Origin of the sequence: Billgrantia endophytica, from assembly GCF_002879615.1 — a bacterium.
GTDB classification, from domain to species: Bacteria; Pseudomonadota; Gammaproteobacteria; order Pseudomonadales; family Halomonadaceae; genus Halomonas; species Halomonas endophytica.
This window is the reverse complement of sequence record NZ_PNRF01000019.1, coordinates 120,457-146,971: the sequence shown is the minus strand read 5'-3', so window position 1 is coordinate 146,971 and position 26,515 is coordinate 120,457. Positions and strand designations below refer to the sequence as shown.

Here is a 26,515-nt window from a genome sequence, read left to right as displayed (position 1 = left end):
GATGAACCAACAACTGATTGGCGTAGTCGGCGCTGGGACCATGGGGCAGGGCATCGCTCAGGTTCTGGTCGGAAGTGGCTTTCCGGTCCAGCTTTACGATGTGGCCGGCGAACAGCTCACCCGGGCCCAGGCGGGCATCGACACCGGGCTGGGCAAGCTGGTGGCCAAGGAGAAACTCTCCGAAGCCGACAAGGAATCGGCCATGGCCAGGCTTACGGTTACCACGGCGCTGGACGCCCTGCGTGACTGCGAAGTGATCATCGAGGCCGCACCGGAGCAGCCGGCGCTGAAGGAGAAGCTGTTCCGGGACCTCAGCCGCCTGAGCCACGATGCGATACTCGCTTCCAATACCTCGTCGCTGTCGCTGACCCGTCTCGCGGCAGTGTGCGAGCGTCCCGAACGCGTGGTGGGCATGCACTTCTTCAACCCGGTACCGGTGCTCAAGCTGGTCGAGGTGATTCGAGCCGAACAGACCAGCGACGCCACCGTGGCGCGTATCGAGACGCTGATCAAGGAGCTCGGCAAGACGGGCGTAGCGATTGCCGACTCGCCCGGATTCGCTGTCAATCGGCTGCTGGTGCCCATGATCAACGAGGCCGCCTTCCTGCTTCAGGAAGGTGCCGCCACCGCCGAAGCCATCGATCAGTCCATGAAACTGGGTGCCGCCCACCCCATGGGCCCGCTTCAGCTTGCCGACCTGATCGGCCTGGACGTCTGCCTGGCGATCATGGAGGTGCTGCAGGAGGGCTTCGGTGACCCCAAATACCGCCCCTGCCCGCTGCTCCGGCGCATGGTGGCCGCCGGTTACCTTGGCAGAAAAACGGGTCGTGGTTTCCACGTCTATAACTGAATTCGCTCTTGTCAAATAGAGTAAAGGATGGGTTGACAGCGCCTCCGCGCAGGCCTGCCCGCGGATCAGCCCCGTTGTTTGAGTGCCGTGACTTCCAATTGCGATAGCGTTGCCCCGACGAAAGAAAGGATTGCCGACCTACCAAGCGTTCGCTAGGGTAGGTCGGTATCCCTTCAACAAGACTGCGTTTGCATTGATCAGGAGCCCCACATGAGCGACAAGCTGATCGAGATTGCCGATAACGATGGCGTCGTACGCTTGACCATCAATCGGCCCAAGGCATTGAATGCGCTGAATAGCGCCGTGCTCGCCGAACTGGAAGCGGTGCTGGTGGATCTGGAGCGGCGCGACGACCTGCGCGCCGTGCTGATTACCGGCTCGGGAGAGAAGTCCTTCGTCGCCGGTGCCGACATCACCGAGATGCGTGACAAGGCACCGGAAGAGGCCCGTGCCTTTGCCAGTCAGGCGCTGCGGACCATCAAGCGACTCGAACTGTTGCCGGTGCCGGTGGTCGCCCTGGTGAACGGCTTTTGTCTTGGCGGCGGCTGCGAACTGGCGCTGGCCTGCGACTGGGCCGTAGCCAGCGACAATGCCATCTTCGGTCAACCGGAAGTGCTGCTGGGGGTCATTCCCGGCTTCGGTGGTACCCAGCGGCTACCGCGCCGCGTTGGCCCGGCCATGGCGCTGGATCTGGTCACCACCGGCCGCAAGATCGATGCCAATGAGGCCCTGCGCATAGGTCTGGTCAATCGCGTGGTGCCCCAGGCCGAGCTAGAAGCCTATGCCGAAGAGCTGATCAAGCAGCTCTCCGGCAACGGCCCGCTGGCGGTGCGCGGTGCCAAGCAGGCGGTGCATGACGGTATGGATCAGGACCTCGATAGCGCCCTGGCACTGGAAACGGCCCTGTTCGCCTGCTGCTTCGCCGGCGACGAGCAGACCGAAGGCATGACCGCCTTCGTCGAGAAGCGCAAGCCGAACTTCTGATCCGGCAGGCGCTGCCATCATCAGAGTCAACGGCAGTGGCGAGATGCCCTGCCGTTTTTCTGTTCTCCGGCGCGTGGTCCATGCCGGTAGAGACTTGGCGTAGACCAACCAGGAGGATCGGGACATGGCGGCTTATATCATCGGGAGCGTTACGGTAAAGGACGCGAAGAAGTGGGCGGAATATCGCGACAAGGTCTCCGCGACGCTTGTTCCCTGGGGAGCGGAACTCGTGTTCAGGGGCGTGCGCGTGGCCGTGCTGAACGGCAAGCACGACCACACGGACAACGTGGTGATTCGCTTTCCAACGACCGCTTCCGTTGCCGAGTGGTACCGCTCCCCCGCCTACCAGGCGCTGATTCCGCTTCGTGATCAGGCGGCCGACGTGGACCTGGTGAGCTATGAAACGGAAACGACCGATTGATGCAAAGGGCTAGGCGTCGGACAGCGTCTTCCGTCGCCGTAGACGAAGCATGCCGGTGGCGATGGCGGTGCCGGCCAGGGTGATCGCCATGCCGACCAGGATCTGAATGCTGAGCACTTCGCCAAGCAACAGATAGCCCCATAACAGCGCGCTGACGGGTACCAGGAAGGTCACCGTGGACGTTGCCGTGGCACCGGCACTGGAAATCAGGCCGAAGTAGAGCAGGAAGGCCACCGTGGTGCTGAGCACGGCCAGGCCCATCCCGTTGGCCCATGCGATGCCGCTGATGGGCTCGGTCGGCCATAGCAGCAGGCCGGGTATCAGCAGGATCAGGGCTGACATGGCGACGCTGCCGGCGGCCAGAACCCGCACCGGCAGGTGCGACAGGTAGGTCTTTGAATAATTGGTGGCGATACCGTAGCAGAAGGTGGCGCCCAGTACGGCGAGGATGAACCAGCCATCCCCTCCCAATGCGAAATCGAGCCGATCGGCCGAAAGGACGTAGACTCCAAAGAAGGCCAGGGCCAGGCCAAGATACTGTTGACGCTGTACGGTTGTGGCAAAGAACAGTGCCCCCAGCAGAGCGGTAAAGATCGGGGTCGTGGCGTTGATCAGTGAGGTGAAGCTGGCTTCCAGGCGTGTCGTCGCAAGAGCCAGCAGGCAGAAGGGCAGCACGTGGTTGATCAGGCCCAGCAGCAGCAGGCCGCCCTTGTTTTCCCATACCAGCTTCAGGTAGTGCAGGCTGAGCAGCAGCGGAATGAGCAGAAGGGTGCCCACGCCCATTCGAACGAGGATCAATGGAATCGGCCCGAATTCGGGGACGGCCACCCGCATGAATAGGAAAGACATGCCCCACAGGGAAGAGAGCAAAATCAAGCGCAGAGTATCGGCCGGCGACATGCGGCATCCTTGGCAGAAAAGCGAGAAGAAGAAAGAGTGCGTATCAATTTAGCCTATGAGAAATTGATATGCCCATCAATCTTGCTGATAGATGATATCAAGCGGTATCGCGAGGGCAAACATTGAAGATCACACAGATCAATCTCTACCCGGTCAAGTCGTTGAGAGGCATTTCGCTCGAGCGGGCGGTACTGGGCCAGCGGGGCATCTCTTATGACCGGAACTGGATGGTAGTCAATGATACCGGTCGCTTCGTGACCCAGCGCCAATTGCCGCATATGGCCCAGGTAGAGGTAAAGCTGGATGACGAACGGCTGATATTGGAGCACCCCCATGCCGACCCGTTGACTATCGAGCTGGCACGGAACGACCAGGCCCGGATGACCGCCCATGTCTGGGATGACCACTGCACGGCCCTCGATGAAGGAGCAGACGCATCACGCTGGCTTGGCAGCGTGATGGGCGGCTGGCGGGGCAGCGACCTGCGCCTGGTGCGTTTTGCACCGGAACAGCGGCGTCCTGTTGAACCGTACTATCAGCAGGGTGAGCAGGCCCATACCGCCTTTGCCGATGGCTATCCTTTCCTGGTGGCATCGGAATCGTCTCTGGCGGCGCTGAATGAAGTGCTGCAGTGCAAGGGCGGCGATGCCATTCCCATGAACCGCTTTCGGCCCAACGTCGTTTTCGAAGGAGCGGAAGCGTTTGCCGAGGATGAGTGGCAGGAGCTTCTGTCGACGGAGGGGCGCTACCGTCTGGGCTTGAGAAAGCCCTGCCAGCGCTGCAAGATCACCACCGTCGATCAGCGGACGGGTAATATCGCTTCTCCCGGGGAGCCGTTGCAGACCCTGGTCGAGATGAAGACTCGGCCGGGGCTGAAAGGGGCCTATTTCGGCCAGAACGCCACCTTGTTGTCGGGGGAAGGGCTGACGATCCAGGTGGGGGATGCGCTGAAACACAGCCGTTGAATTCAGTTTTCCAGCCCCGGGAGGCGGCTTGAGCTTTTACGTCTATCTGTCCGGCGAGATCCGGTGTGGTGCCGACGGTGCCGGGCTGGGTCGTGTTCACCTCGGCGCTACGTCACGCGTGAGACGCCGGCATTCGGCCGGCGCCGGGGCGGAACCTCAACGTGTCATGAAGGGCATCGGCTGCCGGTCGGTGAATTGATAGACCTCCCAGTCGTCTTGCTTCGGCCCGGGCATTCCCGGGGTGCCGATGGGCATGCCGGCCAGGCCTATGCCACCGATCGTCGGGCGCTGTTCGAATAGCGTCTCGACGGCTTCGAACGGAACGTGGCCTTCAATGGCGTAGTCGCCCATCAGGATGGTGTGACAGGAGCCCTTGCCGTAGGGCAGCCCGACCTGCTGCTTGATCTTGCCGATTTCCACATCGTCGATGAGGGTGACCGTGACGTCTCGCTCCTCCAGTTGGCGGGCATACTCGTGGCAGCAGCCGCATTCCGGATTCATATAGAGGGTGGCGGTCTCGGGCAGGGCCGCATGGGCCATGGAGGCAGCCCCCATGAGCAGGGTTCCGGACAGCAATAGGGAGATGACGGGACGATTCATGAGCTTGCTCCGGTCGATGGGTTCGAAGTGAAGAGGTACTTGCCGAGGGCAGCGATCCCCAGTGCCAGCAGCAACAGCAGGGCGATGGGCAGTACGGTACCGAGAACGCCGCTCATCATGGTGCATTCGGTCATCATGGTGGCTCTCCTTGGTTGACGACACGGGTCCGCCGTGGGGACCAAGCCCGGTCTCACAGGTGGCGATGACGTCACCGAGTCCCGGGTCGATCACCGATAGGCCGCCAACGTGGATATTGGTAAGGAAGTCTTCATTGACCCAGCGCAAAGAGCGCTTCCCTATCTCTCCTTTCCATTCCCACGTCCATGGCCATGGCGATGCATCAGAAAGTGCGCGCCCAGGCACAGGAGCATGGGCAGCAGCAGCCAGACACCACTGCCCGGCGTCTGGCCGCGCCACAGGAGCGGCAGCATGGCCCCGCCCATCAGCACGACACAGGCGATCATCATCCTGGAAGACAAGGCGCCCGAACGGGAGCCTTGTCCCGGCTGCTTCCCTTCTGTTCCACTATCTTGAGCGCCAGTTTCTGCGGCTCCTTTGCCTTGGTGGGTGTGCTCTGTCGAGTGATGTCGGCTCATGAGGCGTCTCCTGTGGTCCGAGTACGGGCAAAGCGGCGCTTGAGCAGCAGCGAGTTGCCGATCACCGACAGCGAGCTGGCGGTCATGGCCACGACCCCGATCATCGGATGCAGCAGGCCGACCGCGGCGATGGGGATGGCCGCCATGTTGTAGATGCTGGCCCAGAGCAGGTTCTGGACGATCTTGTCGAAGGTGGTGCGGGAGAGATGCATGGCTTCCACCACGCCGGTCAGTTCGCCCCGCACCAGGGTGACATCGGCGGCCTCGATGGCAACGTCGGCTCCGGCACCAATGGCAATGCCCACATTGGCCTGTTTCAGGGCGGGGGCATCATTGATGCCATCACCGACCATGGCCACGTGATTGCCGTATTTTTCCTGCAGGGCGCGAATGGCGTCGACCTTGCCCTCGGGCAGTACCCCGGCCTGGACCTCATCGATGCCCACCTCGTCTGCAACGGCACGGGCTGCCCGTTCGTTGTCGCCGGTGATCATCACCACGTGCAGGCCGAGCTTGTGCATGCCGCGGATGGCCTCTACCGAATCCTGCTTCAAGGTATCGGCCACTGCGACCAGGCCCAGGGCCTTGCCGTCGGCAGCGACGATCACCACGGTACGTCCCTTGTCCTCCAGGGCTTGCATGGTGTCGTCGAGGGCATCGAGTCCGCTCACGCCCTCTTCATCAAGCAAGCGGCGATTGCCGATCAGCACGGTTTCGTTGCCGACCTTGCCGGAAACGCCTCGTGCGCCGGTGGAGCGGAATCCCGTGACGTCGCCCGGCGTCACGTCACGTTCCCGCGCTCCATCGACAATGGCTCGGGCAATCGGATGCTCGGAGGCGTTCTCGACGCTGGTCGCCAGGTTAAGCAGGTGGGCTTCGTCGACTCCCTTGGCGGTAACGACATCGGTCAGCTTCGGCTCGCCTCGGGTAATGGTGCCGGTCTTGTCCAGCACGATGACCTTGATGTCCTTGAAGGTCTGGATGGCCTCGCCGGAGCGGATCAGGATGCCGCGCTCTGCGCCGATGCCCGAGCCGACCATCAAGGCCGTGGGTGTCGCCAGACCCAGTGCGCAGGGGCAGGCGATGACCAGTACGGCGATGGCGGCGAGGATCGCCAGTACCGGCGTCGCGGCGTCGGGGTTCACCCAGGGCAGGAAGGTCGCTCCCCAGTCGAGAATCGGTCGTAGCGCATCGGGTGCCAGCAGCCAGGCCACCAGGCTTGCCAAGGCGATCAGGATCACCACCGGCACGAAGCGTCCGGTCATGCGGTCGGCGAATTCCTGGATCGGCACCCGCGAGCCTTGGGCCTGATCGATCAGGCGTATCACCTGGGCCAGAAAGGTATCGCCGCCGACCCGGGTGGCCTTGACCCGCAGCCGCCCTTCCTTGTTGAGGGTCGCTCCTATCACACTGTCGCCGGCGCTCTTGTAGACCGGTACCGACTCGCCGGTGGCGAGGGACTCGTCCAGGTGGCTCTCGCCCTCGATCACTTCGCCGTCGGTGGGGACCTTGTCACCGGGACGCACGATCATGATGTCGCCGGGGGCGAGCTCCTTCACCGATACTTCGACTTCTTCACCGGCACGTTCCACCCGCGCCGTCTTGGCGCCCAGAGTCAGCAGGCGACGGATGGCCTGGGAAGCACGCCCCTTGGCCAGTGCCTCCAGGTAGCGGCCCAACAGGTGGAAGGTCGTGATCGTGGCAGCCATCTCGACGAAGGACGTCATTGGATAGACGAAGCCGGCGAGCCCGATCAGATAAGGTGGCAGGCTGCCCATCGAGATCAGCACGTCCATATTGAAGGTGCCGTTCTTCAAGGAGCGCCAGGACGCCTTGTGGGTAGCCGCTCCACCGAAGAGAAACACCACCGGGAAGGCCAATATCACCACGATCAGCAGATAGCCCGGGATCGGCTGCCAGAACATATGCGGTATCATGAGGATCATGATCAGCGTGGTCGGAATGGCGGCGATGAGCAGCCGTTTTCGCGCCAGCCCGAGATAGGCCTCTTCGATCTCGGCATCCGCCTCGCCGTCACTCTCGGCTTGGCTGCTGACGGCGGCCACGTCATAGCCGGCGCCCTCGACGGCACGTCGGAGGGCTTCACCGTCGGGTCCGTCATCCTCGATGGTGACGCTGACGCGATGGCTGGCAATATTGGTCTGGATCCCGTTCACGCCATGGAAGCGTTCGAGTGTCTTGCGCACGATGCCGGCACAGTGGTCACTGCCCATGCCCGGTACGGTCAGCGTTATCGTTTTCAAGGTCGTATCAGTCATCGCTTGTCTCCTGGCTGCGGGTCCAGGCGGGCGGCCATGATCAGGCTGCCGCCCATCATTATCGGAATCGAAGGAGCGGAAAGGATGTGCTGCCGCAGCGTGACGTCAGGGGCGGAGTCGCTGGGTAAGCAGATAGATAGGGAGACGACTGGCTTCTGGCAGACCATGGGGGGAACCAGTGACAGCCATCACCCTGGGCGGTGGGGTGAGCTCGAGGCAGTGAGGAGCGCCAGGCTCCTTGACATCTTGTCGTTCGGTACGTGGGGGTGAGTAGGAGGTCGACTGAGGGCCATGGCCGGGGTGGCAGTGCGGTCCGTCATGCGGGTCGAGGGCAAGTGCGATTCCGGCCTGGGGTGACGCATGGCCGGCCAACTGATGGCCGGTATCGTCGGGGGTGGCGTCATGCGCTGCTACGTTCATGGAGAACAGCATTACCACCAGGCCCAGCAGCACGAGCAGTCCACGGCATGGCCATGCCGTGGAAGGCATGGTTCGGCATGAGGAGTGCGTGTCGTGCCTGGCCATGCAGCAGGCCTCTTGAAATGGAATGGGCTAGTTCACCATAGTCCAGAAGCGGGTATCGGCCATTGATATATATCAAGCAATGACGATGGGAAAACCTCAGGGCCGCCCATGGGTTGCCGTCTATCCTGGCAGGTGAAACACTCCCCGATCAGGCTTGAACCCCATCGTCATCTGGGGCGTGGCGCGGATCGTCTGGTCGCGCGGGCAGGCGAGGGAAGACGGCAGCTTGCCTGGAGAGCCTGCCTTGCTGCAACGTGACAGTCGGCACACGGAGTCGAACCGACAAGGAGAGTAGGATGCCAGGAGTCACCCTGCGGGATAGCGTCACGTCGGACCAGGCGACTCGAGGGCTCCCCTAGTGTCGAGTCCTTCAGCGAGTCCATCTGGCAAGCGTCGCAAGCCCTGGAGCAAGGTTGTCATCTTCGTGGTGCTGGCGCACCTGGCGGGGTTGGCGACATCCGTTGAAGCCTTGATGTCGAGCCGGACTTCCGAGGGTGCCATCGCCTGGGTCGTCTCTCTCAATACCGTGCCTTATCTGGCGGTACCCACGTACTGGATATTCGGACGCAACGGGCTCCAGGGGCACGCGGCGACGCGGCGTGCAGAAGACTCGGAGCTGGCCGGCGCGATTGGCGACAAGTTGACCGGGTTGCGTTCGCATCGTATCGCGCCGCCCGAGGAGGGTCATCCTCTTGCCGGAATAGAGCCGCTGGCCAAGCTGCCCCTCCTTGGCGGTAACGAGGTGTCGCTTCTGATCGATGGTGAAGAGACCTTCGAAAGCCTGTTCACCGGCATCGATTCCGCTGAACGCTATCTGCTGGTCCAGTTCTACATCGTCAGGGACGACGACATGGGCAGGGCATTTCAGCAGCGGCTGATTGCCAAGGCCCGGGAGGGGGTCGAGGTCTATTTCCTCTATGACGAGATCGGTAGCTACGGCCTGCCGGATTCCTATGTGCAGGCCCTCGAGGATGCGGGCGTGAACGTCCATCGCTTTCATGCCACCCGAGGGCCGGGAAGCCGGTTTCAGCTCAACTTCCGCAACCATCGCAAGGTCATGGTGGCCGATGGGGCCAGAGGTTGGGTAGGGGGATTCAACATTGGTGACGAGTACCTGGAAGGGGACCCGGATCTCGGGCCGTGGAGAGATACGCACCTCTTGCTCGAGGGTCCGGCGGCGCTGGCGCTTCAGCTGGTATTTCTCGAGGATTGGCATTGGGCCAGCGAGGAGGTTCTCGACCTGCCCTGGGAGCCGATCGAACGCTATGAACATGATGCCCCGGTGTTGATACTTCCCTCGGGCCCGGCCGATCGCTTCGAGACCGCCAGCCTGATGGTGCAGCAGTCCATCCACGCTGCCCGGGAGCGGATCTGGATCTCCAGCCCCTATTTCGTTCCCGATGAAGGCGTACAAGCCATGCTCAAGTTGGCGGCATTGAATGGGATCGATGTCCGTATTCTGATCCCGGAGCGGCCCGACAACCCATTGATGCACTATGCCACCTACGCCTTCCTGGGCCCGTTGCTGGACGCGGGTGTCGAAATCCACCGTTTTCAGGAAGGTTTCATGCATGGCAAGGCTTTCCTGATCGATGACGTTGGTGCAGCTGTCACGACGGTGAACCTCGATAACCGCTCGTTCCGGCTCAACTTCGAAGTGACGGCGCTGGTGATGGACTCCCGGTTTGCCTCGGATGTCGAGGCGATGTTCGAGGATGATTTCGCGAGATCACGCCGGATGGAGCGTGAGGACATTGATGAGAAGCCACTCTGGCACCGGGTAGCCGCGCGAGGCGCCTACTTGCTGGCACCCATACTCTAGGTGTCAGGGATAGCAACGCCGCTCCACCTGTCGCATGTGTCATGAGATCGCTATGATGGCGACCAACGATTCAGAAACCTCCCGTCCCCAGGTGGAGGTCACGCAAGAGGCAACGAACATGGAGTACAACGGCGAGACTGTGGAGCGGCGTTTTCACGAGTGTCGATCATCGGCAATGACGGGTGCCCGGATTCTCTTGATGGCAGGGGCTCTGCTGTTTACGGCTGGAGCGGTCGCTGACGAAGAGGCAAGGGCCGAGTGGCCCAAGGGGCATTTCCCCCTGCCCGAAGCCGGAGACGTGATCGGCGAGGTCTATACCGTCGAGACGAAGGAGGATGAGACGCTTCTGGACATCGCCCGTGAACACAATGTGGGCTATGAGGAGATTCGCCTCGCCAATCCCGACGTCAGCGTATGGGTGCCTGGTGAAGGAACGGAAGTGGTCATACCGGGCCGCCACATCCTTCCCCCGGTGGAGCGGGAAGGCATCGTGATCAATATTGCCGAACTGCGTCTCTACTACTATCCCCCGGTTGCCGAGGGGGAGACGCCTCGGGTAGAGACCTATCCGATCGGCATCGGTCGTGAAGGTTATAACACCCCCCTGGGCAAGACCAAGACCACGATGCGGCTCAAGGACCCGGCCTGGTACCCGCCGCGCTCCATACGCGAGGAGGCGGCCGAACGAGGTGACCCGGCCCCTGCGGTAGTGCCGCCTGGCCCGGATAACCCTCTGGGCCGCCACGCCATTCTGCTCGACATACCGGGATACCTGATCCATGGCACCAATGAGCCCGATGGGATCGGCATGCGTGCCAGCCGCGGCTGCATTCGCATGTTCCCCGAGGATATCGAGTCGGTCTTCGACCGTATCCCCGTCGGCCTGCAGGTCAATATCGTCAATCAGCCGATCAAGGCCGGCTGGGACGGTGACATGCCCTATGTTCAGGTCCATGAGGCGCTGGAGGATCAGGAGTACGGCATGGCAGCGCTGATGGAGACTCTGTCGTTGCTCGAGCGCAACAGCGACGAGACCGCCGTGCCGTTGAACTACGAGGCGCTGCGCCGGCTGCTGGAGAATCCTACAGGGCAGGTGGTTGCGCTCGAGCCAGCACCGGAGCCGGAAGAGGAGCCCGATGAGGAGCGGTCGCGTTTCATGGAGGAGCTCGCCGTCTAGCAGGATGATCGGCCAGGGCTTCGAGGGCCCTGGCCTTTCCACGAGCTTAGTGCTGGTGCGCCTGGCCTCCGTCATCCTTCGCCAGTTCATGGCGGATATACAGAACCACTGACCACACGTCATCGTCGCCCAGCGTTTCTTTGAAGCCGGGCATGGCGGTGGCAGGGCTCCCTTCCCTGACCAGCCAGGCGTATTCACCGACACGATGGCCGGCGCCGTGGAGTGCCAGGTTCGTCGGGCTGGGGTCGAGGCCGGCAATGGCTGCGGGGCCATTTCCATCGCCGCCTAGCCCATGGCAAGCCGAACAATAGCGTTGGTAAACCTGCTCACCCCATGCCAGCGTATCCGCATCCGGCTCCAGCGGACTTTCCCGTTCGGCCCACTCCTGCGGTGCCTTCCAGCCGTGACCGCCATCGCCATGTGTCGAGTGGTCGTCATCGTCGCGGCCCTCATTGCCGTGTGCCGTGTAACCATCAGGGGTATGCGATGGATGGGAATGCCCCCCGCCATGATGGTCATGTGGCTCAGCGGCATGGCCGGTGTTTGCCAGGGCAAAGGAAAGGGCGAGGCTGCCGACGAGCAGGGCGGCGAAGTGAAAATGGCTCGACGCCGAATCAGATGGTGCCGACTGGGCCGAAGGCCGCTTCCGGTCTTTGATGGACATGATGGTCTCCCGATTACGTTGTTCATCGTGTCGGCGACGCGGCAAGCGTCGCTTCGATAGCGGTAATCAGGCGGTTCTGGGAGGGCGTTCGTCCAGGTAGCAGAGGGGAGGCGGCAGGTGGCCCGCCAGGGAAACCGGATGCTGCGACATGGCCGTCAGCGCCACAGGGGCATAGAGATTCGCCGCCCCCGTCATGCAATGGCTGGCGCCGAGACAGGGTGTCCAGCAGTCGTCGGCCGGGTCGTGATGGGTTGAGTGTTCGGCCACGTGTTCCGCATCCAGGCCCGCATGCAGGGTATGGGCACCATGAGCGGCGGCATCGAAACCGGCGAGCGCAGCCGTTCCCGCTGACAGGGCGAGAATCAGGCATAGGCAGACCAGTTGGCGGATGGCTCGATGCATGCCGGGTCGAAGCCTCTTGGCGGCGGGATGGATGGGCACGCCAACATCATCGTCATGAACCCGAATGGAAGCAATGGGTTGGTGCTCTGGACCGTGCGCTAGTAAGCCATTTCTTGACGTCAGTCAGGTAGTGCTTCCACCAGCCCCAGCGCCACGCAGAACCTGACCAGTTCGGCCAGGTTGTTCGCACCCAGTGCCTTCATGGCTCGCAGGCGGTAGATTTCCACGGTCTTGGCACTGATGTCGAGGTGTTCGGCGATCTCTCGGCTGGTCATGCCTTCGGCCACATGTACCAGGATTCGGCGTTCCTTGGGGCGCAGGGCGGCGTAGCGAGCCTGCAGTGCCTCCAGCCGTGTGGCGGCTTCGCGCAGGCTCTGGTGTTCGGCCAGGGCCTGCTGCACGACGTCGATCAACTGCTGATGGTTGAAGGGCTTCTCGATGAAATCGAAGGCGCCAGCCTTGAGTGCGGCCACCGCCATGGGTACGTCGCCATGGCCGGTCATGAAGATGACCGGTGCACTGTCGCCGCGTTCGTTCAGTCGCTGCTGCACCTGGAGACCGCTGAGACCGGGCATACGCACGTCGAGTAGCACGGCGTCGAAACCGTCGGGTGCGTCGGCGAGAAAGGCGTCGCCACCCGGAAAGGCGCGGGTGGCCAGGCCCACGGAGTCCAGCAGCCAGGCCAGGGAGTCGCGCAGCGCCTCGTCATCGTCCACTATGGCAATCCGGGGCGCGGGGCGTGAGGTGGGGGCCTGGGAGGGAGTCACGCGGGTCTCCTGTCGGGCGATCATTCAGGCTTGGGCCGCGCTAGCGAGCCGGGTTCGGCCTGCAGTGTACCTTCAAAGGTGGCGCCGTCGGAACCGCTGGCCAGTACCAGGCTGCCCCCCATGGCTTCCATCAGGGAATGGCTGATGGCCAGGCCCATGCCCAGGCCCTCGGGGCGGGTGGAGTGGAAGGGGGTGAAGATCTGCTGCGCCTGCTCGCGACCGATGCCGGGGCCCTGGTCCTTGACCGTGAAGGTCACTCCCCTCGGTCCCGTCCGGTAAGCGCGAATCAGGACACGGTCGGCGCCCGGCTGGTCGCGGCTGGCATCCAACGCATTGAGAAGCAGGTTGATCAGGACCTGTTCCAGCGCCACCGGGTCGGCCAGGACCCTCGGCAAGGGTGCCTGCAGTTCATGGGCCAAGATCACGCCAGCCTGCTGGTATTGCCATTCACAGAGCCGACAGGCGGCATCGACGACGTCGGCCAGCGCCACCGGGCGGGGGCGGGTCCGGCCCTTGCGCACGAAGGTGCGGATATGGCGCAGCCGCTCACCCAGGCGCTGGATCTGCTCATTGATGCGTGAAAGGGGCAGCTCCAGGTCTCCGGCCGGCCGTGTCGGGTCGGCCTGCGCCTGCATCAGGGCGCCGCTGGCATAGTTGGCGATGGCCCCCAGCGGCTGGTTGAGCTCATGGGCGATATTGGAGGCAAGCTCGCCGGTGGTGGCTAGGCGATTGGCATGGGCGATCTGCTCCTGGTGGCGTCGCTCCTGGTCCTCGGCGGCCTTGCGCAGCCCGATGTCGCGGTTGAGCAACGACAGGTGGTCGGGTTCGGCACCGGGGCCGCGGTGGGCCAGCACGACGCTCAGCACCGGGACGGGACCCGCCGCGCCCTGCATGTCCAGCTCGCCGCTCCAGGAGCCGTAACGCGACACGGCGGGCAGCACGACCTCGCGAAGTATGGCCAGCGATGCCGGCGTATAGGCCTGCTCGAGGCGGGCATCGAGGCCCTCACGGGGCAGGGCAAGCAGCCGGCGAGCCGCTTCGTTGGAATAGAAGAGACGCCCGTCGCCGTCGATGAACAGCACATAGTCGGTGGTGGATTCCACGACGCGGGCCAGCCTTTCCCGGTTGGCCTCGGCACGAATGCGACGGCCGACGTCACGGGAGACGCAGAGAATGTCCAGCAGCTCTCCCGTCGTCGGGTCACGGCGGGTGCGGCTGGTGGTCTCGAACCAGACGTAGTGTCCCTCCTTGGCGCGGAAGCGATAGGTCTGCTGGTAAAACCCGTCGTGGTAGTAGACCCGCGGCGACTTGTTGAGCAGATCGGCCAGGTCAGAGGGGTGGAAGAGCTCGTAGGCGGACACGCCGACCAGTTCCTCGGGTTCGTAACCCAGCAGTTCGCGCGACGCCTGGGACGCATAAAGGAAGGTGCCATCGCGGGCGTGACGGGAAATCAGGTCGGTGGTGCTCTCTGCCAGCCATTGGTAATGGCGTTTCTCGGCCTCGAGGGTCGCGTTGCGCGCCTCCAGCACGGCGTAGCGGGCTTCCAGCGCGGCAAGCCGTTGCTGCAGAGGGGAGTCGCTGGCGCTGGCCATCAGCGTGCCGGGTCCACCAGGCCACCCAGCGAGGCATTGCGTCGGAACCAGCCGGCAATGCTGGCCCGGGGCAAGCGGGTGGGTAGCACTTCGTGGGGAATGGTGTCGGAGAGAAAGCAGGCGAAGTTGCCGGCGGCGGGTTGAACTCTCGCCACTTCGCGTTCCGGATCATCGGTGGCGAAGACCACCATGTCGCCGCCACCGTCCTTGGGCCAATCGGGATTGAGATAACCCACCGTCGAGACCACCCGGTTGGCGCGGCCACGGAAGCTGTCCACATGGCGCTGGTAGAAGGCACCGGGCGGATAATGAGCGAAGTGTGCCTCATATTCGAAAAGCCCGAGGAAGAGTGCCTGGTTGAGTTCGCCTTGCAGCTCGGCCATGGCCTCGAGATAGCGTCGCCGGGGCAGGGTCTCGCGATCGAGCCAGCGGATGGCGTCACCTCGGATGTCCCGGCGCAGCGTATGCTGCTGGCCCCTACCGACGCCAGCGGCCTCCAGCGCCTTGCACTCGGCCATGCTCATCAATTCCCGGTACAGGTCGTGACACAGCTCGGCGTCCAGAATGCCTTCCCCCAGATACCACCCCTGTTCCACCAGGGCATCGACCAGGTTGGGCAGGGCGCGTCTGTCGAGTACCGGGCGATGGAGAGCGGGCATCGGGGTATTCCTCCGGGGAGCCGGGAAGCGAATCAGGAAATGCGTGTCTCGGCCTGCGGAGCGCGCAGTAGCCGCTCGGGAAAATAGCACAGGCGGCCGCTTGGTGGCTCCTCGAACAAGCTGACGGGACGCCCGAAGCCCTCGGCCAGCAATTCGACCAGCATCATGGCCGAGAGACCCCAGATCACCTGGCCGGCGGTGTGATAGCTGGGTATATAATGAAGCCGTCCATCGACCGGGATCACATCGGTGTGATGACGTCGATCTTCCAGGAACAGCGACAGCTTCACCTCGAAGATGGCATCCAGCTCGCCGGGGTCCGGGGCGAGCGGCAGATCCGGCGGTATCAGGCCCACATACGGAGTGACCAGGATGCCATGCAGCGAGACCACGTCCGACAGGCGGCCCAATAGCTCGACTCGCTCGGGCGGAAGGGCGATCTCTTCCTGCGACTCGCGTAGCGCAGTGAACAGCAGGTCGGGGTCGGCTGCCTCGCGTTTACCGCCAGGAAAGGCGACCTGACCGCTGTGGGTAGTGAGATGCCCCGCACGTCGCGTGAACAGCAGTGTCGGTTCGGCGCGCTCCACGATAGGCAGTAGCACGGCGGCTTGCGGCATGTCGAGCCGCATGCGGCGTGGGGTGTGTGCTTGCAGGCGTTCGCGCAGATTCTCTAACATGGGGTTTCCATCGGGTTTGATTCCTTCTACCCGGCCGCCGCCATCGGCGTCAAGCTCGAAGCCGGGCGGTATCGAGCCGCTCGCCAGCCTGTCAGGGAGCCTCATGAACTTCTGCAGCCAATGTGGCCATACCGTGCGTTTTGCGATTCCGGACGGCGACGACCGGCCGAGACATCTATGTGACGCCTGTGGCGTCATCCACTATCAGAACCCGCGCATCGTGGCCGGCACACTGCCGGTGAGCGGGTCGCGGATTCTGCTTTGCCGTCGTTCCATCGCGCCGCGCAAGGGGTTCTGGACGCTGCCGGCGGGTTTCATGGAGAACGCCGAGACCACCATCGAGGCGGCCGTCCGTGAAACCCGCGAGGAGGCCTGCGCCGACGTCAGCATCCACGGGCTTTATACGCTGATCAACCTGCCGCACATCAACCAGGTCTACATGATCTTTCGCGCCGACCTGGAAGGTGGTTTCGCCCCCGGGGCCGAAAGCCTTGAAGTGGCGTTGTTCGAGGAGCATGAGATCCCCTGGGATGAACTGGCCTTTCCGACCATCGAACGCACGCTTCGCCACTTCTATGCCGACCGCGGTGGCAACGACTTTCCCCTGCATATCAGCGATATTACCGCCGAGGATCGCGAGCGCTATTTCGGCTCGGCCTGAACAAGGATATTCGACGTGGACAAGTTCGAGGTGAAGCTGGATCAGGCGGCACGGGCGGCCTGGATGTCGTACGTCGGCGGTATCACCCAGGATGAGATCGCCACGCAGCTTGGCGTGTCACGCCCGGGGGTGCAGCGCCTGCTGGCACTGGCGCGCCAGGAGGGGCTGATCAAGGTGCACATCGACCATCCCATTGCCTCTTGCATGGCCATGGCCAGCACCATCCGCGAGCGTTTCGGACTGGACTACTGTGATGTGGTGCCGGCCGAAGCGAGCGCTCCGGAGGGCGCCGCCTACTATCTGGCAGTGGCGGGTGCCGAGCGTGTCGCGCGGCTGGTCGAACGTGCCGAGCCGCTGACGCTGTCGCTGGGTACCGGGCGCTCGGTGCGTGCGACGGTGGAGTCGGTCAGCCGTGTCGACCGGCCTCAGCATCGCTTCGTCTCACTGGTGGGCAACGTGGCCCGCGACGGCTCGTCGAACCGCTACGATGGTGTCATGGTGCTGGCCGACAAGACCGGCGGCCAACGCTTCCTGCTGCCGTCACCGGTGGTGGCGAGTTCGGTGGAAGAGAAGGCATCGTTGCAGCGACAGCCGCTGTTTCAGGCCATCACGCAGGTTGCGGTGGAGGCGGAGGCGGCGTTCATCGGCGTCGGTCAGATCGACCGTCGCGCCACGCTGTTCCAGGACCACTTCATCTCCGAGGCCGAGCTCGATGAACTGCTGGGCATGCAGGCGGTGGGGGAACTGCTGGGCTGGCCGATGACGGCCGATGGCGAGGTGGCCGACTGTTCGATTACCCGGCGTGTCACCAGCCTGCCGCTGGAGATGTTCCGCCACCAGCCGATGGTGGCGCTGGCCGGTGGCCTCGCCAAGGTGCCGGCGATCCTGGCCGCGCTGCGTGGGGGGTGGCTCAAGGGATTGGTGACCGATCAGGTGGCGGCACGACGTATCGTCGAGCAATGCTGATACGCTGAGTAGCGGCGACGTGTCGTGGCTTCGTCGATATGACGTCTGCATCGAAAGTATAAGCCCCACGGCTTTGCTTTTTTTGAATCGACGTACGATCATTTGATCGATCGATGATCAAATTGATCATATCGTTTCAAGATTAGAAGAGTTCGAGAAGAAGAGTTCGAGAAGAGATAGCTCGAGAAAAACGATCGTTCGAGAAAAACAACAACGCCCAGCGTCACCAAGGAGCACACCATGAAACTCTCCCACGCCTTGCCAGTGGCGACCCTGGCGGTGGCGGTCTCGGCCAGCGCCCAGGAAATCACCGTTGCCACGGTCAACAACAATGACATGGTGATCATGCAGAGCCTGACCAGCGAGTTCGAACAGGCTCACCCCGGCATCACCCTCAACTGGGTGGTGCTCGAAGAGAACGTGCTGCGTCAGCGTTTGACCACCGACATCGCCACCGGCGGTGGCCAGTTCGACGTGATGACCATCGGCACCTACGAGGCGCCGATCTGGGCCGAGCGCGGCTGGCTGGTTGCCCTCGACGACTTGCCCGACGAGTACGATGTCGACGACCTGCTGCGTCCGGTACGCGATGGCTTGAGTCATGACGGCGTGCTGCATGCGCTGCCGTTCTATGGCGAAAGCTCGATGCTCTACTATCGTGAGGACCTGTTCGAGCAGGCCGGCATCGAGGTATCCGAGCAGCCCACCTGGGAAGAGGCCCGTGAGTGGGCCAGCCGGATTCACGATCCCGGCAACCGCGTCTATGGTATTTGCCTGCGTGGCAAGCCCGGCTGGGGTGAGAACATGGCCTTCGTTTCGACGCTGGTGAACACCTTCGGTGGGCGCTGGTTCGACGAGGACTGGAATCCTGAAATCAACTCTCCCGAATGGCAGGAAGCCATCGGTTTCTATGTCGACCTGATGAACAACTATGGCCCGCCAGGCGCCAGTTCCAACGGTTTCAACGAGAACCAGGCACTGTTCTCCAGCGGTCGCTGCGGCATGTGGATAGACGCCACCTCGGCAGCGGGGCGCATCTACGATCCACGAGAGTCGGAGGTCGCCGAGAGCCTGGGCTTCTCCCAGGCGCCGGTCGCCGAGACACCCAAGGGTTCGCATTGGTTGTGGTCCTGGGCGCTGGCCATCCCGGCGTCCTCCGAGCGGCAGGACGCCGCCAGGCAGTTCATCACCTGGGCGACCTCCAAGGAATACATCGAACTGGTAGGTGAGATCGAAGGCTGGACCAGCGTTCCGCCGGGCACCCGCACTTCGACCTATGAGGACGAGCGCTACATCGATGCGGCACCCTTCGCCGGCTTCGTGCGCGAAGCGATGGAAAACGCCGATCCCACCGACTCGACCCTCGAGCCTAACCCCTACACTGGGGTGCAGTTCGTCGGCATTCCGGAGTTCCAGTCGATCGGCACCCAGGTCGGCCAGTCGGTCGCCGCGGCACTGACCGGGCAGATGCCGGTCGAGCAGGCGCTGGAGTCGGCTCAGCGCACTGCCGAGCGCACCATGCGTCAGGCGGGATATTACGACTGAGCGTCGGCCGTGAGTCGGCCGGGTGGGTGCCCGGCCGACCCTTCTCTCCCAACCCCGAGTGGTCAATGCCATGCGTACTCGAGCTTCCGGGCGGACCGTGGGTGGCCTGCGTTCGCTATCGCTGCAGGCACCTGCCGTCACGTTGCTGCTGATCTGGATGCTGATCCCACTGGGCATGACCCTGTGGTTCTCCTTCCAGCGCTACAACCTGATGATGCCGGGCATGGAGCAGTTCGCCGGCCTGGAAAACTATGAATACCTGCTCACCGATCCCGCATTATGGCGGGCGATGGGCACCACCCTGCTGCTGGTCGGCTCGGTGCTGGCCATCTCGGTGATTGGCGGAACCCTGCTGGCGGTGCTGTACCAACAGGAGTTCCTTGGCCGCGGCGTGGCACGCGTGCTGGCGATCTCGCCGTTCTTCATCATGCCCACGGTCAGTGCGCTGGTCTGGCAGAACATGATGATGCACCCGGTCAACGGTGTGCTGGCCTGGTTGATGGGGCTGTTCGGATTGCCCCCGGTGGACTGGTTTTCATCCTTTCCACTGCTGTCGATCATCATCATCGTGTCGTGGCAGTGGTTGCCTTTTGCCCTGCTGATCCTGCTCACCGCGCTGCAGTCGCTGGACGACGATCAGGTCGAAGCGGCGCGTATGGACGGTGCCGGACCGGTGGCGGTGTTCTTCTTCATTACCCTGCCGCATCTCAAGCGCGCGATCAGCGTGGTGATCATGATCCAGATGATCTTCCTGCTGACCATCTTCGCCGAGATCCATGTCACCACCTCGGGCGGTCCGGGGCTTGCCACCACCAACCTGGCCTACCTGATCTATCTCCGTGCACTGCTGGAATTCGACGTCGGCGGTGCCTCGGCGGGCGGTGTGATCGCCATCGTTCTGGCCAACATCGTGGCGATCTTCCTGATCCGCATGGTCGCGAAGAACCTGGAGGACTAGCCAGAGGTGCTTGTCATGAAGAGGAGCTTGCCATGAACACGTCACGCTTGCAGCGATTCGGCTTGGCCGTGCTGGCCTGGAGCATCACCTGCGTGATCTTCTTTCCGATCCTGTGGATGTTCCTCACGGGTTTCAAGACCGAGGCCCAGGCCATCGCCGACCCGACGTTGTTCTTCACCCCGACGCTGGAGAGTTATGTCGCCGTGCAGGGCCGAGCCGACTATTTCAGGTTCGCCTGGAACAGTGTCCATGTCTCCTTCGGCTCGACGCTTCTGGCGCTCATCATCGGCATCCCGGCGGCCTACTCGATGGCCTTTCTACCCACCAGGCGTACCAAGGGCACCTTGCTGTGGATGCTCTCCACCAAGATGTTGCCCCCGGTGGGCGTACTGGTGCCGATCTATCTGATCTTCCGCGATCTGGGCATGCTCGATACCCGTATCGGCCTGACCGTCATCTACACCCTGATGAACCTGCCGATCGTTATCTGGATGCTCTACACCTTCTTCAAGGATCTGCCCAAGGACATTCTGGAAGCCGGGCGCATGGACGGTGCCAGTACTTCCCAGGAAATCTTCTTTCTGTTGATTCCGCTGACGCTGCCCGGCATCGCGTCCACCGGCCTGCTGTCGATCATCCTGAGCTGGAACGAGGCGTTCTGGAGCCTCAACCTGACCAGTTCGCGGGCGGCACCGCTGACCGCATACATCGCCTCGTTCTCCAGTCCCGAAGGCCTGTTCTGGGCCAAGTTGTCGGCGGCATCGACCATGGCGGTCGCGCCGATCCTGATCTTCGGTTGGCTTACCCAAAAGCAGATGGTGCGCGGCCTGACCTTCGGCGCCGTCAAGTAACAGGACTCTCACCATGGCTACATTACGACTCAAGCAGGTCGCCAAGCGCTTCGACGACACCGACGTGATCAGGGGTATCGACCTGGAGGTCAACGATCGTGAGTTCGTGGTCTTCGTCGGCCCTTCCGGCTGTGGCAAGTCGACCCTGCTGCGCATCATCGCCGGGCTCGAGAATGCGACATCGGGGGATATCGTCATCGATGGCGAGCGCATCAACGAGGTCGGTCCCGCCGATCGTGGGCTGGCGATGGTGTTCCAGAGCTACGCCCTCTACCCGCACATGACCGTCGAGGACAACATGGGCTTCAGCCTGCGGCTGGCGCGAGTGCCCAGGGAGGAGCGCCGTGCCAAGGTGCTGGAAGCGGCCAGGGTCCTGCAGCTCGAGCCGTTGCTCGACCGCAAGCCCAAGGCGCTCTCCGGCGGTCAGCGACAGCGTGTGGCGATCGGCCGGGCCATTGTCCGCAACCCAAGTATCTTCCTGTTCGACGAACCGCTTTCCAACCTCGATGCCGCGCTGCGGGTGCAAATGCGCATCGAGCTGGCGCGTCTCCATGAGGAGCTCGACGCGACCATGATCTATGTCACCCACGACCAGATCGAGGCCATGACCATGGCCGACAAGATCGTGGTGCTGCAGGGTGGGGTCGTGGAGCAGGTTGGCTCGCCGATGGAGCTCTACCACCATCCGCGCAATCGCTTCGTGGCGGGCTTCATCGGCTCGCCGAAAATGAACTTCCTGCCGGTGGAGGCGCGGGGTGTGACTACCCGTGGCGTCGAGGTGACGTTGCCTGGTGGTGGCGTCAGCGAGGTGGCGGTGAACGGCGCGGGCTCGCGTACCGGCGAGGCGCTTGAACTGGGCATCCGCCCCGAGCATCTGCTGCTCGACGAGCAGGGACCGCTCGCGGGGCGGATCGAGGTGATCGAGCGCCTCGGTGGACAGACCTCACTGTACGTACGGATGGATGATGGCATCGTCACCCTCACCGCCGATGGCGATGTCGCCCACGCCGTACACGACCGGGTGCGCTTCGGGTTCGAGCCGGGGCGCGCTCACCTGTTCGACGGCCAGGGCCAGGCGCTGGAGAGTCTGCAACGTCATCCGCTCTCGGAACTGGGGCGCAGGGACAGTCGTGCGGACCCCGAGGCCGGCGCATGAAGGAGAGCGCCGGCATGCAAACCCTGATCTTCGACTGCGATGGTGTGCTGGTCGATAGCGAGGCCATCGCCGAGGCGACCCTGGTCGAACTGCTCGGCGAGTGGCTGCCCGACCTGGAAGCCGACACCGTGCTGCGCCAGGCGCTGGGCATGACTACCGCCGATATCCTGAGCCACCTCGAGGCGCAAAGCGCGCATCGGTTGCCGCCGCAGGCCACCGAGCGTGTCGACAGCACCATCGAGGCGCGTCTGGCCAAGGAACTCACGGCCATCGATGGGGTAGCGGCGGCGATTGCCGAGATCACGCTACCCAAGGCGGTGGTCTCCAACAGTCGGCGCCAACGGGTCCTGTCCTCGCTGGCTATCACTGGGCTGGCACCACTGCTCGCCGAGGCTCCGATCTTCACTGCCGAGCAGGTCGCGCGACCCAAGCCGGACCCCGCGCTCTATCGTCTGGCGGCCGAGACCCTGAGCCGTGCTCCGGGGCTGTGTCTGGTGGTCGAGGATAGCGTTGCCGGCGTGACCGCAGCTCGTGCCGCTGGCATGACCGTGATCGGCTTCATCGGTGCCAGCCATATCGAGGTGGGCCAGCGGGCGCGCCTGCTGGAGGCCGGTGCCTGGTGCGTCATCGGCCACATGCGCGAACTGGCGCCACTGGTTGGCGATTGGCGCGGCGGCGCACCGCACTGAACCTGCTTCCCCATTCAAGGAGACACCATCCATGAAGCTCAACGACAAGGTTGGCGTGATCACTGGCGGCGCCCGTGGCATCGGCCTGGCAATCGCCAGGCGCTATCTCGCCGAGGGGGCGGCCGTTGTCATCGCCGATATCGATCGCTCCGCCGTCGATGAGGCGCTGACCGGACTGAAAGGTGAGGGTATCCCTGCCGAGCGACTCCTGGGCGTGCACCTCGATGTTGCCGATCGAGATTCCATCGACGCCATGGTGGCCGATGTCACCGAGCGCTTCGGCGGTATCGACATTCTGGTCAACAACGCGGCGGTATTCGATATGCAGCCGGTGCTCGAGGTGACGGAGGCGAGTTATGACAGGCAGTTCGACGTCAACGTCAAGGGACTGTTCTTCACCCTGCAGGCGGTGGCCAAGGCCATGGTCGCCCGCGGCCGGGGCGGCAGGATCATCAACATGTCCTCTCAGGCCGGGCGCCGTGGCGAGTCGCTGGTGAGCATGTACTGCGCGTCCAAGGCGGCGGTGATCAGCCTCACCCAGTCCTGCGGCCTGGCACTGATCGAGCACGGCGTCAACGTCAACGGCATCGCCCCCGGGGTGGTCGACACGCCGATGTGGGACGAGGTCGATGCGCTGTTCGCCCGCTACGAGAACCGCCCGCTGGGCGAGAAGAAACGCCTGGTCGGCGAGGCGGTGCCTTATGGCCGCATGGGCCGCCCGGGCGACTATACCGGCGCGGCGGTATTCCTGGCCTGTGACGACAGTGACTATATCGTGGCGCAGACGCTCAACGTCGACGGCGGCAACTGGATGAGCTGAATCATGTTCGATATTGCTACCAGCGGCGAGCTGCTCGCCGAATTCATGGCCGAGACCCGCGGCCAGCGCTTCGACGCGACGGGCCGTTTCCACGGCCCCTTCCCCAGCGGCGCGCCAGCGATCTTCGCCTCCCAGGCGGCGCGCATGGGCGCACGGGTGGCTTACGCCGGGCGTGTCGGTGACGACGGTTTCGGCGATCTGGTCATCGCTCGCCTGCAAGCCGACGGCATCGACGTCGCTGCGGTGCAGCGTGACGGCGAGCGACCCACCGGAACCGCTTTCGTCAGCTACCAGCAGGATGGCAGCCGCCAGTTCATCTTCAACCTGGCCCACAGCGCCGCAGGTCGACAGACTCTGGAGGATGACCAGCTCGAGCGCCTGACCGCGTGCCGCTATTTCCATGTGATGGGGTCGTCGCTGTCGTCGCCGGCCGCCATCGGGATCGTCAAGCGCGCGGTGGCGAGGGTACGGGCCCGCGGCGGCAAGATCAGCTTCGATCCCAATGTGCGCCCGGAGCTGGTCGGCCGGCCAGGCGTGAGCGAAGCGCTGCTCGACCTGCTGGCTCGCTGCGACATCTTCCTGCCCAGCGATGCCGACCTCGACTGGTTGAGCGAGCCTGGCGAAGACATCGAGCAGACCGCCATGCGCTTGATGGCCAGCCATGCCATGTCATTGCTGGTGCTCAAGCGCGCGGCGTCGGGCTGTGTTGCCTACCGCGGAGGTGAGCGTTTCGAGGTGGCGGGATTGACGGTCACAGAGGTCGATCCCACCGGTGCCGGCGACTGCTTCGGTGGCGCGCTGATTGCATCGCTGGCCGCCGGCCGCGAACTTTCCGAGGCACTGTGCCTGGCCAATGCGGCCGGCGCCCACGCGGTTACCGTGCTGGGGCCGATGGAGGGTTGCAGCGACCTCGCCACCCTGGAGCAGCGTCTGGTCGCTGCAGGAGTCGATGAGTGAACGACCATCCATTGGATGTCATCGTGACCGCCAATCGTCGCGGCAGGCCATGCGGCATTCCCTCGGTGTGCTCGGCCCACCCGCTGGTGCTCGAGGCGGCCATCGAGCGGGCCCTGGCCGCCGGCTCACCGCTGCTGATCGAAGCCACGTGCAATCAGGTCAATCAGGAGGGCGGCTATACCGGCATGACGCCGGCCGATTTCCGTGCCCGGGTGCTGGCCATTGCCGAGGCGCGCGGACTACCCGCTGCGCGCCTGATACTCGGCGGCGATCATCTGGGTCCCTCGCCATGGCGGCAGTTACCCGCCGAGCAGGCCATGGCCAGGGCCGAGACGATGGTGGCGGCCTATGCCACCGCCGGCTTCGACAAGCTGCACCTGGATGCCAGCATGCCCTGTGCGGACGATCCGCCCGTGATGGACGATGCCCGGGTCGCCGCCCGTGCGGCGCGACTGGCGCGGGCTGCCGAGCAGGCGGCGGGAGAGCGGCGCAGCCAGTTGCGCTATGTGATCGGCACCGAAGTGCCGGTGCCCGGCGGTGCCCAGGAACATCTCGATACCCTTGCCGTGACCGATACCGAGGCGTTGGTCGCGACGCTGACCACGCATCGCGAGAGGTTCGCCCGAGAGGGGCTGGACGACGCCTGGCAGCGGGTCCGCGCGGTGGTGGTGCAACCGGGCGTGGAGTTCGGCCATTCCGAGGTGGTGGATTTCGTCCCGGAAACCGCTGGCGCGCTGAGCGCCACCATCCATGACTGGCCCAACCTGGTATTCGAGGCGCACTCCACCGACTACCAGACGCCGCGGGCCTACCGCGAGCTGGTGGCCGGCCATTTCGCCATTCTCAAGGTGGGGCCGGCGCTGACGTTTGCCATGCGGGAAGCACTGTTCGCCCTCGATCAGATCGCCCTGGAGACGCCGGACATCCGCTGGCGGACGCCGCTGCGCGAGACGCTGGAGGTGGCGATGTGGGACGAGCCGCGCTACTGGCAGGCCTACTACGAGGGTAGCCCGGCACAGCAGGGCTTCGCCCGGCGCTACAGCCTCAGCGACCGTAGCCGCTACTACTGGGCGCAGCCCGAGGTGGCGGTGTCGGTGGAGGCGCTGTTCGCCGCGCTGGAGGCCGTGCCGATCCCCCCGACCCTGATCAGCCAGTACCTGCCGGTACAGTACCAGGCCATCAGGCGCGGTGAACTCGCCGCCGCGCCACGGGCGCTGGTACGCCATCACATCGGCGAGACCCTCGGCGCCTATGCCGCGGCGTGTTTTCCCGACGTCACCTGATCGCCCTTTGCGGAGAGTCCGATGGCAAATCTGAGCGGGGCATCATGGCTCGCCCGACACCGCACGCAGGAGATCCAGACCGTGAGCCTTGAACCGCACCCCCTTGCACAGCGACTCATCGACGCCGCGGCGGACGCGAGCCGTTTCGTGGTGGCGCTGGCCGGCCCACCGGGAGCCGGAAAATCGACCCTCTCCGAGCGGTTGTGTGCGGCCATCGATGCCCAATGTCCGGGGCAGATCGTGGTGGTGCCGATGGACGGCTATCACTTCGACAACACCGTGATAGGCGACGCGCAGCTGCCGATCAAGGGGGCGCCGCACACCTTCGACGTCGATGGCCTGCGCACCGACCTCCAGCGCATCCGCCGTGCCGAGGGCGGGGTGGCGGTACCTGTCTTCGATCGGCTGCTCGATCTGGCCCGGGCCGGCGGCCGAATGGTGACCCTCGAACATCGCATCGTTCTGGTCGAGGGCAACTACCTGCTGCTCGACCAGGCGCCATGGTGCGATCTGGCGCCACTGTTCGATTTCAGCGTGATGCTCGACGTCGAGGATGCGGAGCTCGAGAGGCGCTTGATCGAACGCTGGCTGGGCATGGGGCAGGATGCCGAGGCGGCATTCGACAAGGCACGCAACAAGGACATGGTGAATGTCCGTCTGGTCAAGCGGCATTCGCGAACCCCCGACCTGGTCTGGCGCTGACGCTGGACCAGGTCCGGCGAATTCTCTTGCCACAGTCGCTATACAGG

General features: G+C 63.9%; 29 protein-coding genes. 17 read left to right on the top strand and 12 right to left on the bottom strand.

The genetic code is table 11. The features are described 5' to 3' along the window. Window position 1 precedes the first annotated feature (1 nt). From C1H69_RS10055 to C1H69_RS10045, 3 genes are all read left to right on the top strand, one after another. Entirely contained in the window at window positions 2-850 is an 849-nt protein-coding gene (locus C1H69_RS10055; RefSeq protein WP_102653267.1) for a 3-hydroxybutyryl-CoA dehydrogenase, read from the top strand. A 210-nt stretch (window positions 851-1,060) separates the two neighbouring features. Next, window positions 1,061-1,834: an enoyl-CoA hydratase-related protein gene (locus C1H69_RS10050; protein WP_102653266.1), complete on the top strand. Its 774-nt coding sequence runs from the start codon at window positions 1,061-1,063 to the stop codon at window positions 1,832-1,834. Window positions 1,835-1,958: 124 nt separating this feature from the next. Continuing rightward, on the top strand, window positions 1,959-2,255 hold the full coding sequence (locus C1H69_RS10045) for a DUF1330 domain-containing protein (protein ID WP_102653265.1): 297 nt from the start codon (window positions 1,959-1,961) through the stop codon (window positions 2,253-2,255). 9 nt (window positions 2,256-2,264) lie between these two features. On the opposite strand, the gene C1H69_RS10040 is transcribed toward C1H69_RS10045, so the two are convergent. After that, window positions 2,265-3,155, bottom strand: coding sequence for a DMT family transporter (locus C1H69_RS10040; protein WP_102653264.1), 891 nt, complete (start codon window positions 3,153-3,155; stop codon window positions 2,265-2,267). 122 nt (window positions 3,156-3,277) lie between these two features. On the opposite strand from C1H69_RS10040, the gene C1H69_RS10035 reads away from it, so the two are divergent. Then, window positions 3,278-4,120 carry an MOSC domain-containing protein gene (locus tag C1H69_RS10035; RefSeq protein ID WP_102653263.1) on the top strand — a complete coding sequence of 281 codons (843 nt, stop codon included), beginning with the start codon at window positions 3,278-3,280 and terminating at the stop codon, window positions 4,118-4,120. Between the two features lie 156 nt (window positions 4,121-4,276). Here the strand turns inward: C1H69_RS10035 and C1H69_RS10030 are convergent, their stop codons facing one another. From C1H69_RS10030 to C1H69_RS23255, 5 genes are all read right to left on the bottom strand, one after another. Further along, the gene (locus tag C1H69_RS10030) at window positions 4,277-4,720 is read right to left on the bottom strand and encodes a DUF411 domain-containing protein (RefSeq protein ID WP_102653262.1); all 444 of its coding nucleotides are present in this window, start codon (window positions 4,718-4,720) and stop codon (window positions 4,277-4,279) included. Beyond that, the gene (locus tag C1H69_RS23560) at window positions 4,717-4,857 is read right to left on the bottom strand and encodes a hypothetical protein (protein ID WP_165789456.1); all 141 of its coding nucleotides are present in this window, start codon (window positions 4,855-4,857) and stop codon (window positions 4,717-4,719) included. Before C1H69_RS23560 ends, C1H69_RS10030 begins: the two co-directional genes overlap by 4 nt. Window positions 4,858-5,016: 159 nt before the next feature. After that, entirely contained in the window at window positions 5,017-5,316 is a 300-nt protein-coding gene (locus C1H69_RS23260; RefSeq protein WP_133154965.1) for a hypothetical protein, read from the bottom strand. Beyond that, entirely contained in the window at window positions 5,313-7,595 is a 2,283-nt protein-coding gene (locus tag C1H69_RS10025) for a heavy metal translocating P-type ATPase (RefSeq protein ID WP_102653261.1), read from the bottom strand. The genes C1H69_RS23260 and C1H69_RS10025 overlap by 4 nt, the downstream gene beginning before the upstream one ends. A gap of 105 nt (window positions 7,596-7,700) precedes the next feature. Next, a complete protein-coding gene (locus tag C1H69_RS23255; RefSeq protein ID WP_133154964.1) occupies window positions 7,701-8,120 on the bottom strand; it encodes a hypothetical protein in 420 nt (139 codons plus the stop codon). Window positions 8,121-8,478: 358 nt separating this feature from the next. Between C1H69_RS23255 and cls the strand changes: the two genes are divergently transcribed. After that, entirely contained in the window at window positions 8,479-9,942 is a 1,464-nt protein-coding gene (gene cls, locus C1H69_RS10015) for a cardiolipin synthase (RefSeq protein WP_102653259.1), read from the top strand. Between the two features lie 199 nt (window positions 9,943-10,141). Then, a complete protein-coding gene (locus C1H69_RS10010) occupies window positions 10,142-11,119 on the top strand; it encodes a L,D-transpeptidase family protein (RefSeq protein WP_240609898.1) in 978 nt (325 codons plus the stop codon). Between the two features lie 46 nt (window positions 11,120-11,165). Here the strand turns inward: C1H69_RS10010 and C1H69_RS10005 are convergent, their stop codons facing one another. From C1H69_RS10005 to C1H69_RS09980, 6 genes are all read right to left on the bottom strand, one after another. Next, window positions 11,166-11,783, bottom strand: a complete 618-nt coding sequence (locus tag C1H69_RS10005; protein ID WP_102653258.1) for a c-type cytochrome — start codon at window positions 11,781-11,783, stop codon at window positions 11,166-11,168. 66 nt (window positions 11,784-11,849) lie between these two features. Further along, complete coding sequence (locus C1H69_RS10000) at window positions 11,850-12,185, bottom strand: hypothetical protein (RefSeq protein WP_102653257.1); 336 nt, start codon at window positions 12,183-12,185, stop codon at window positions 11,850-11,852. 119 nt (window positions 12,186-12,304) lie between these two features. After that, window positions 12,305-12,952, bottom strand: a complete 648-nt coding sequence (locus tag C1H69_RS09995; RefSeq protein ID WP_240609897.1) for a response regulator transcription factor — start codon at window positions 12,950-12,952, stop codon at window positions 12,305-12,307. 20 nt (window positions 12,953-12,972) lie between these two features. Next, window positions 12,973-14,544, bottom strand: a complete 1,572-nt coding sequence (locus C1H69_RS09990; RefSeq protein ID WP_102653255.1) for an ATP-binding protein — start codon at window positions 14,542-14,544, stop codon at window positions 12,973-12,975. Continuing rightward, complete coding sequence (locus C1H69_RS09985) at window positions 14,544-15,203, bottom strand: 2OG-Fe(II) oxygenase (RefSeq protein ID WP_102653254.1); 660 nt, start codon at window positions 15,201-15,203, stop codon at window positions 14,544-14,546. The genes C1H69_RS09990 and C1H69_RS09985 overlap by 1 nt, the downstream gene beginning before the upstream one ends. Before the next feature lie 32 nt (window positions 15,204-15,235). Further along, complete coding sequence (locus C1H69_RS09980) at window positions 15,236-15,880, bottom strand: CoA pyrophosphatase (RefSeq protein ID WP_102653253.1); 645 nt, start codon at window positions 15,878-15,880, stop codon at window positions 15,236-15,238. A gap of 103 nt (window positions 15,881-15,983) precedes the next feature. On the opposite strand from C1H69_RS09980, the gene C1H69_RS09975 reads away from it, so the two are divergent. From C1H69_RS09975 to C1H69_RS09925, 11 genes are all read left to right on the top strand, one after another. After that, a complete protein-coding gene (locus C1H69_RS09975) occupies window positions 15,984-16,541 on the top strand; it encodes an NUDIX hydrolase (RefSeq protein ID WP_102653252.1) in 558 nt (185 codons plus the stop codon). 15 nt (window positions 16,542-16,556) lie between these two features. Beyond that, window positions 16,557-17,507 carry a sugar-binding transcriptional regulator gene (locus C1H69_RS09970; protein WP_102653251.1) on the top strand — a complete coding sequence of 317 codons (951 nt, stop codon included), beginning with the start codon at window positions 16,557-16,559 and terminating at the stop codon, window positions 17,505-17,507. Window positions 17,508-17,747: 240 nt separating this feature from the next. After that, a complete protein-coding gene (locus tag C1H69_RS09965) occupies window positions 17,748-19,052 on the top strand; it encodes an ABC transporter substrate-binding protein (protein ID WP_102653250.1) in 1,305 nt (434 codons plus the stop codon). A 70-nt stretch (window positions 19,053-19,122) separates the two neighbouring features. After that, window positions 19,123-20,010, top strand: a complete 888-nt coding sequence (locus C1H69_RS09960) for a carbohydrate ABC transporter permease (protein WP_102653279.1) — start codon at window positions 19,123-19,125, stop codon at window positions 20,008-20,010. 32 nt (window positions 20,011-20,042) lie between these two features. Further along, window positions 20,043-20,861: a carbohydrate ABC transporter permease gene (locus C1H69_RS09955; protein ID WP_102653249.1), complete on the top strand. Its 819-nt coding sequence runs from the start codon at window positions 20,043-20,045 to the stop codon at window positions 20,859-20,861. A gap of 13 nt (window positions 20,862-20,874) precedes the next feature. Further along, window positions 20,875-22,017, top strand: coding sequence for an ABC transporter ATP-binding protein (locus C1H69_RS09950; RefSeq protein WP_102653248.1), 1,143 nt, complete (start codon window positions 20,875-20,877; stop codon window positions 22,015-22,017). A 14-nt stretch (window positions 22,018-22,031) separates the two neighbouring features. Beyond that, entirely contained in the window at window positions 22,032-22,706 is a 675-nt protein-coding gene (locus tag C1H69_RS09945; protein WP_102653247.1) for an HAD family hydrolase, read from the top strand. Between the two features lie 31 nt (window positions 22,707-22,737). Continuing rightward, window positions 22,738-23,526 carry an L-iditol 2-dehydrogenase gene (locus C1H69_RS09940; protein WP_102653246.1) on the top strand — a complete coding sequence of 263 codons (789 nt, stop codon included), beginning with the start codon at window positions 22,738-22,740 and terminating at the stop codon, window positions 23,524-23,526. Window positions 23,527-23,529: 3 nt separating this feature from the next. Continuing rightward, a complete protein-coding gene (locus C1H69_RS09935) occupies window positions 23,530-24,483 on the top strand; it encodes a sugar kinase (protein ID WP_102653245.1) in 954 nt (317 codons plus the stop codon). Then, the gene (locus C1H69_RS09930) at window positions 24,480-25,766 is read left to right on the top strand and encodes a D-tagatose-bisphosphate aldolase, class II, non-catalytic subunit (RefSeq protein ID WP_102653244.1); all 1,287 of its coding nucleotides are present in this window, start codon (window positions 24,480-24,482) and stop codon (window positions 25,764-25,766) included. Before C1H69_RS09935 ends, C1H69_RS09930 begins: the two co-directional genes overlap by 4 nt. An 81-nt stretch (window positions 25,767-25,847) precedes the next feature. After that, window positions 25,848-26,468, top strand: a complete 621-nt coding sequence (locus C1H69_RS09925) for a nucleoside triphosphate hydrolase (protein WP_240609896.1) — start codon at window positions 25,848-25,850, stop codon at window positions 26,466-26,468. Window positions 26,469-26,515 lie beyond the last annotated feature (47 nt).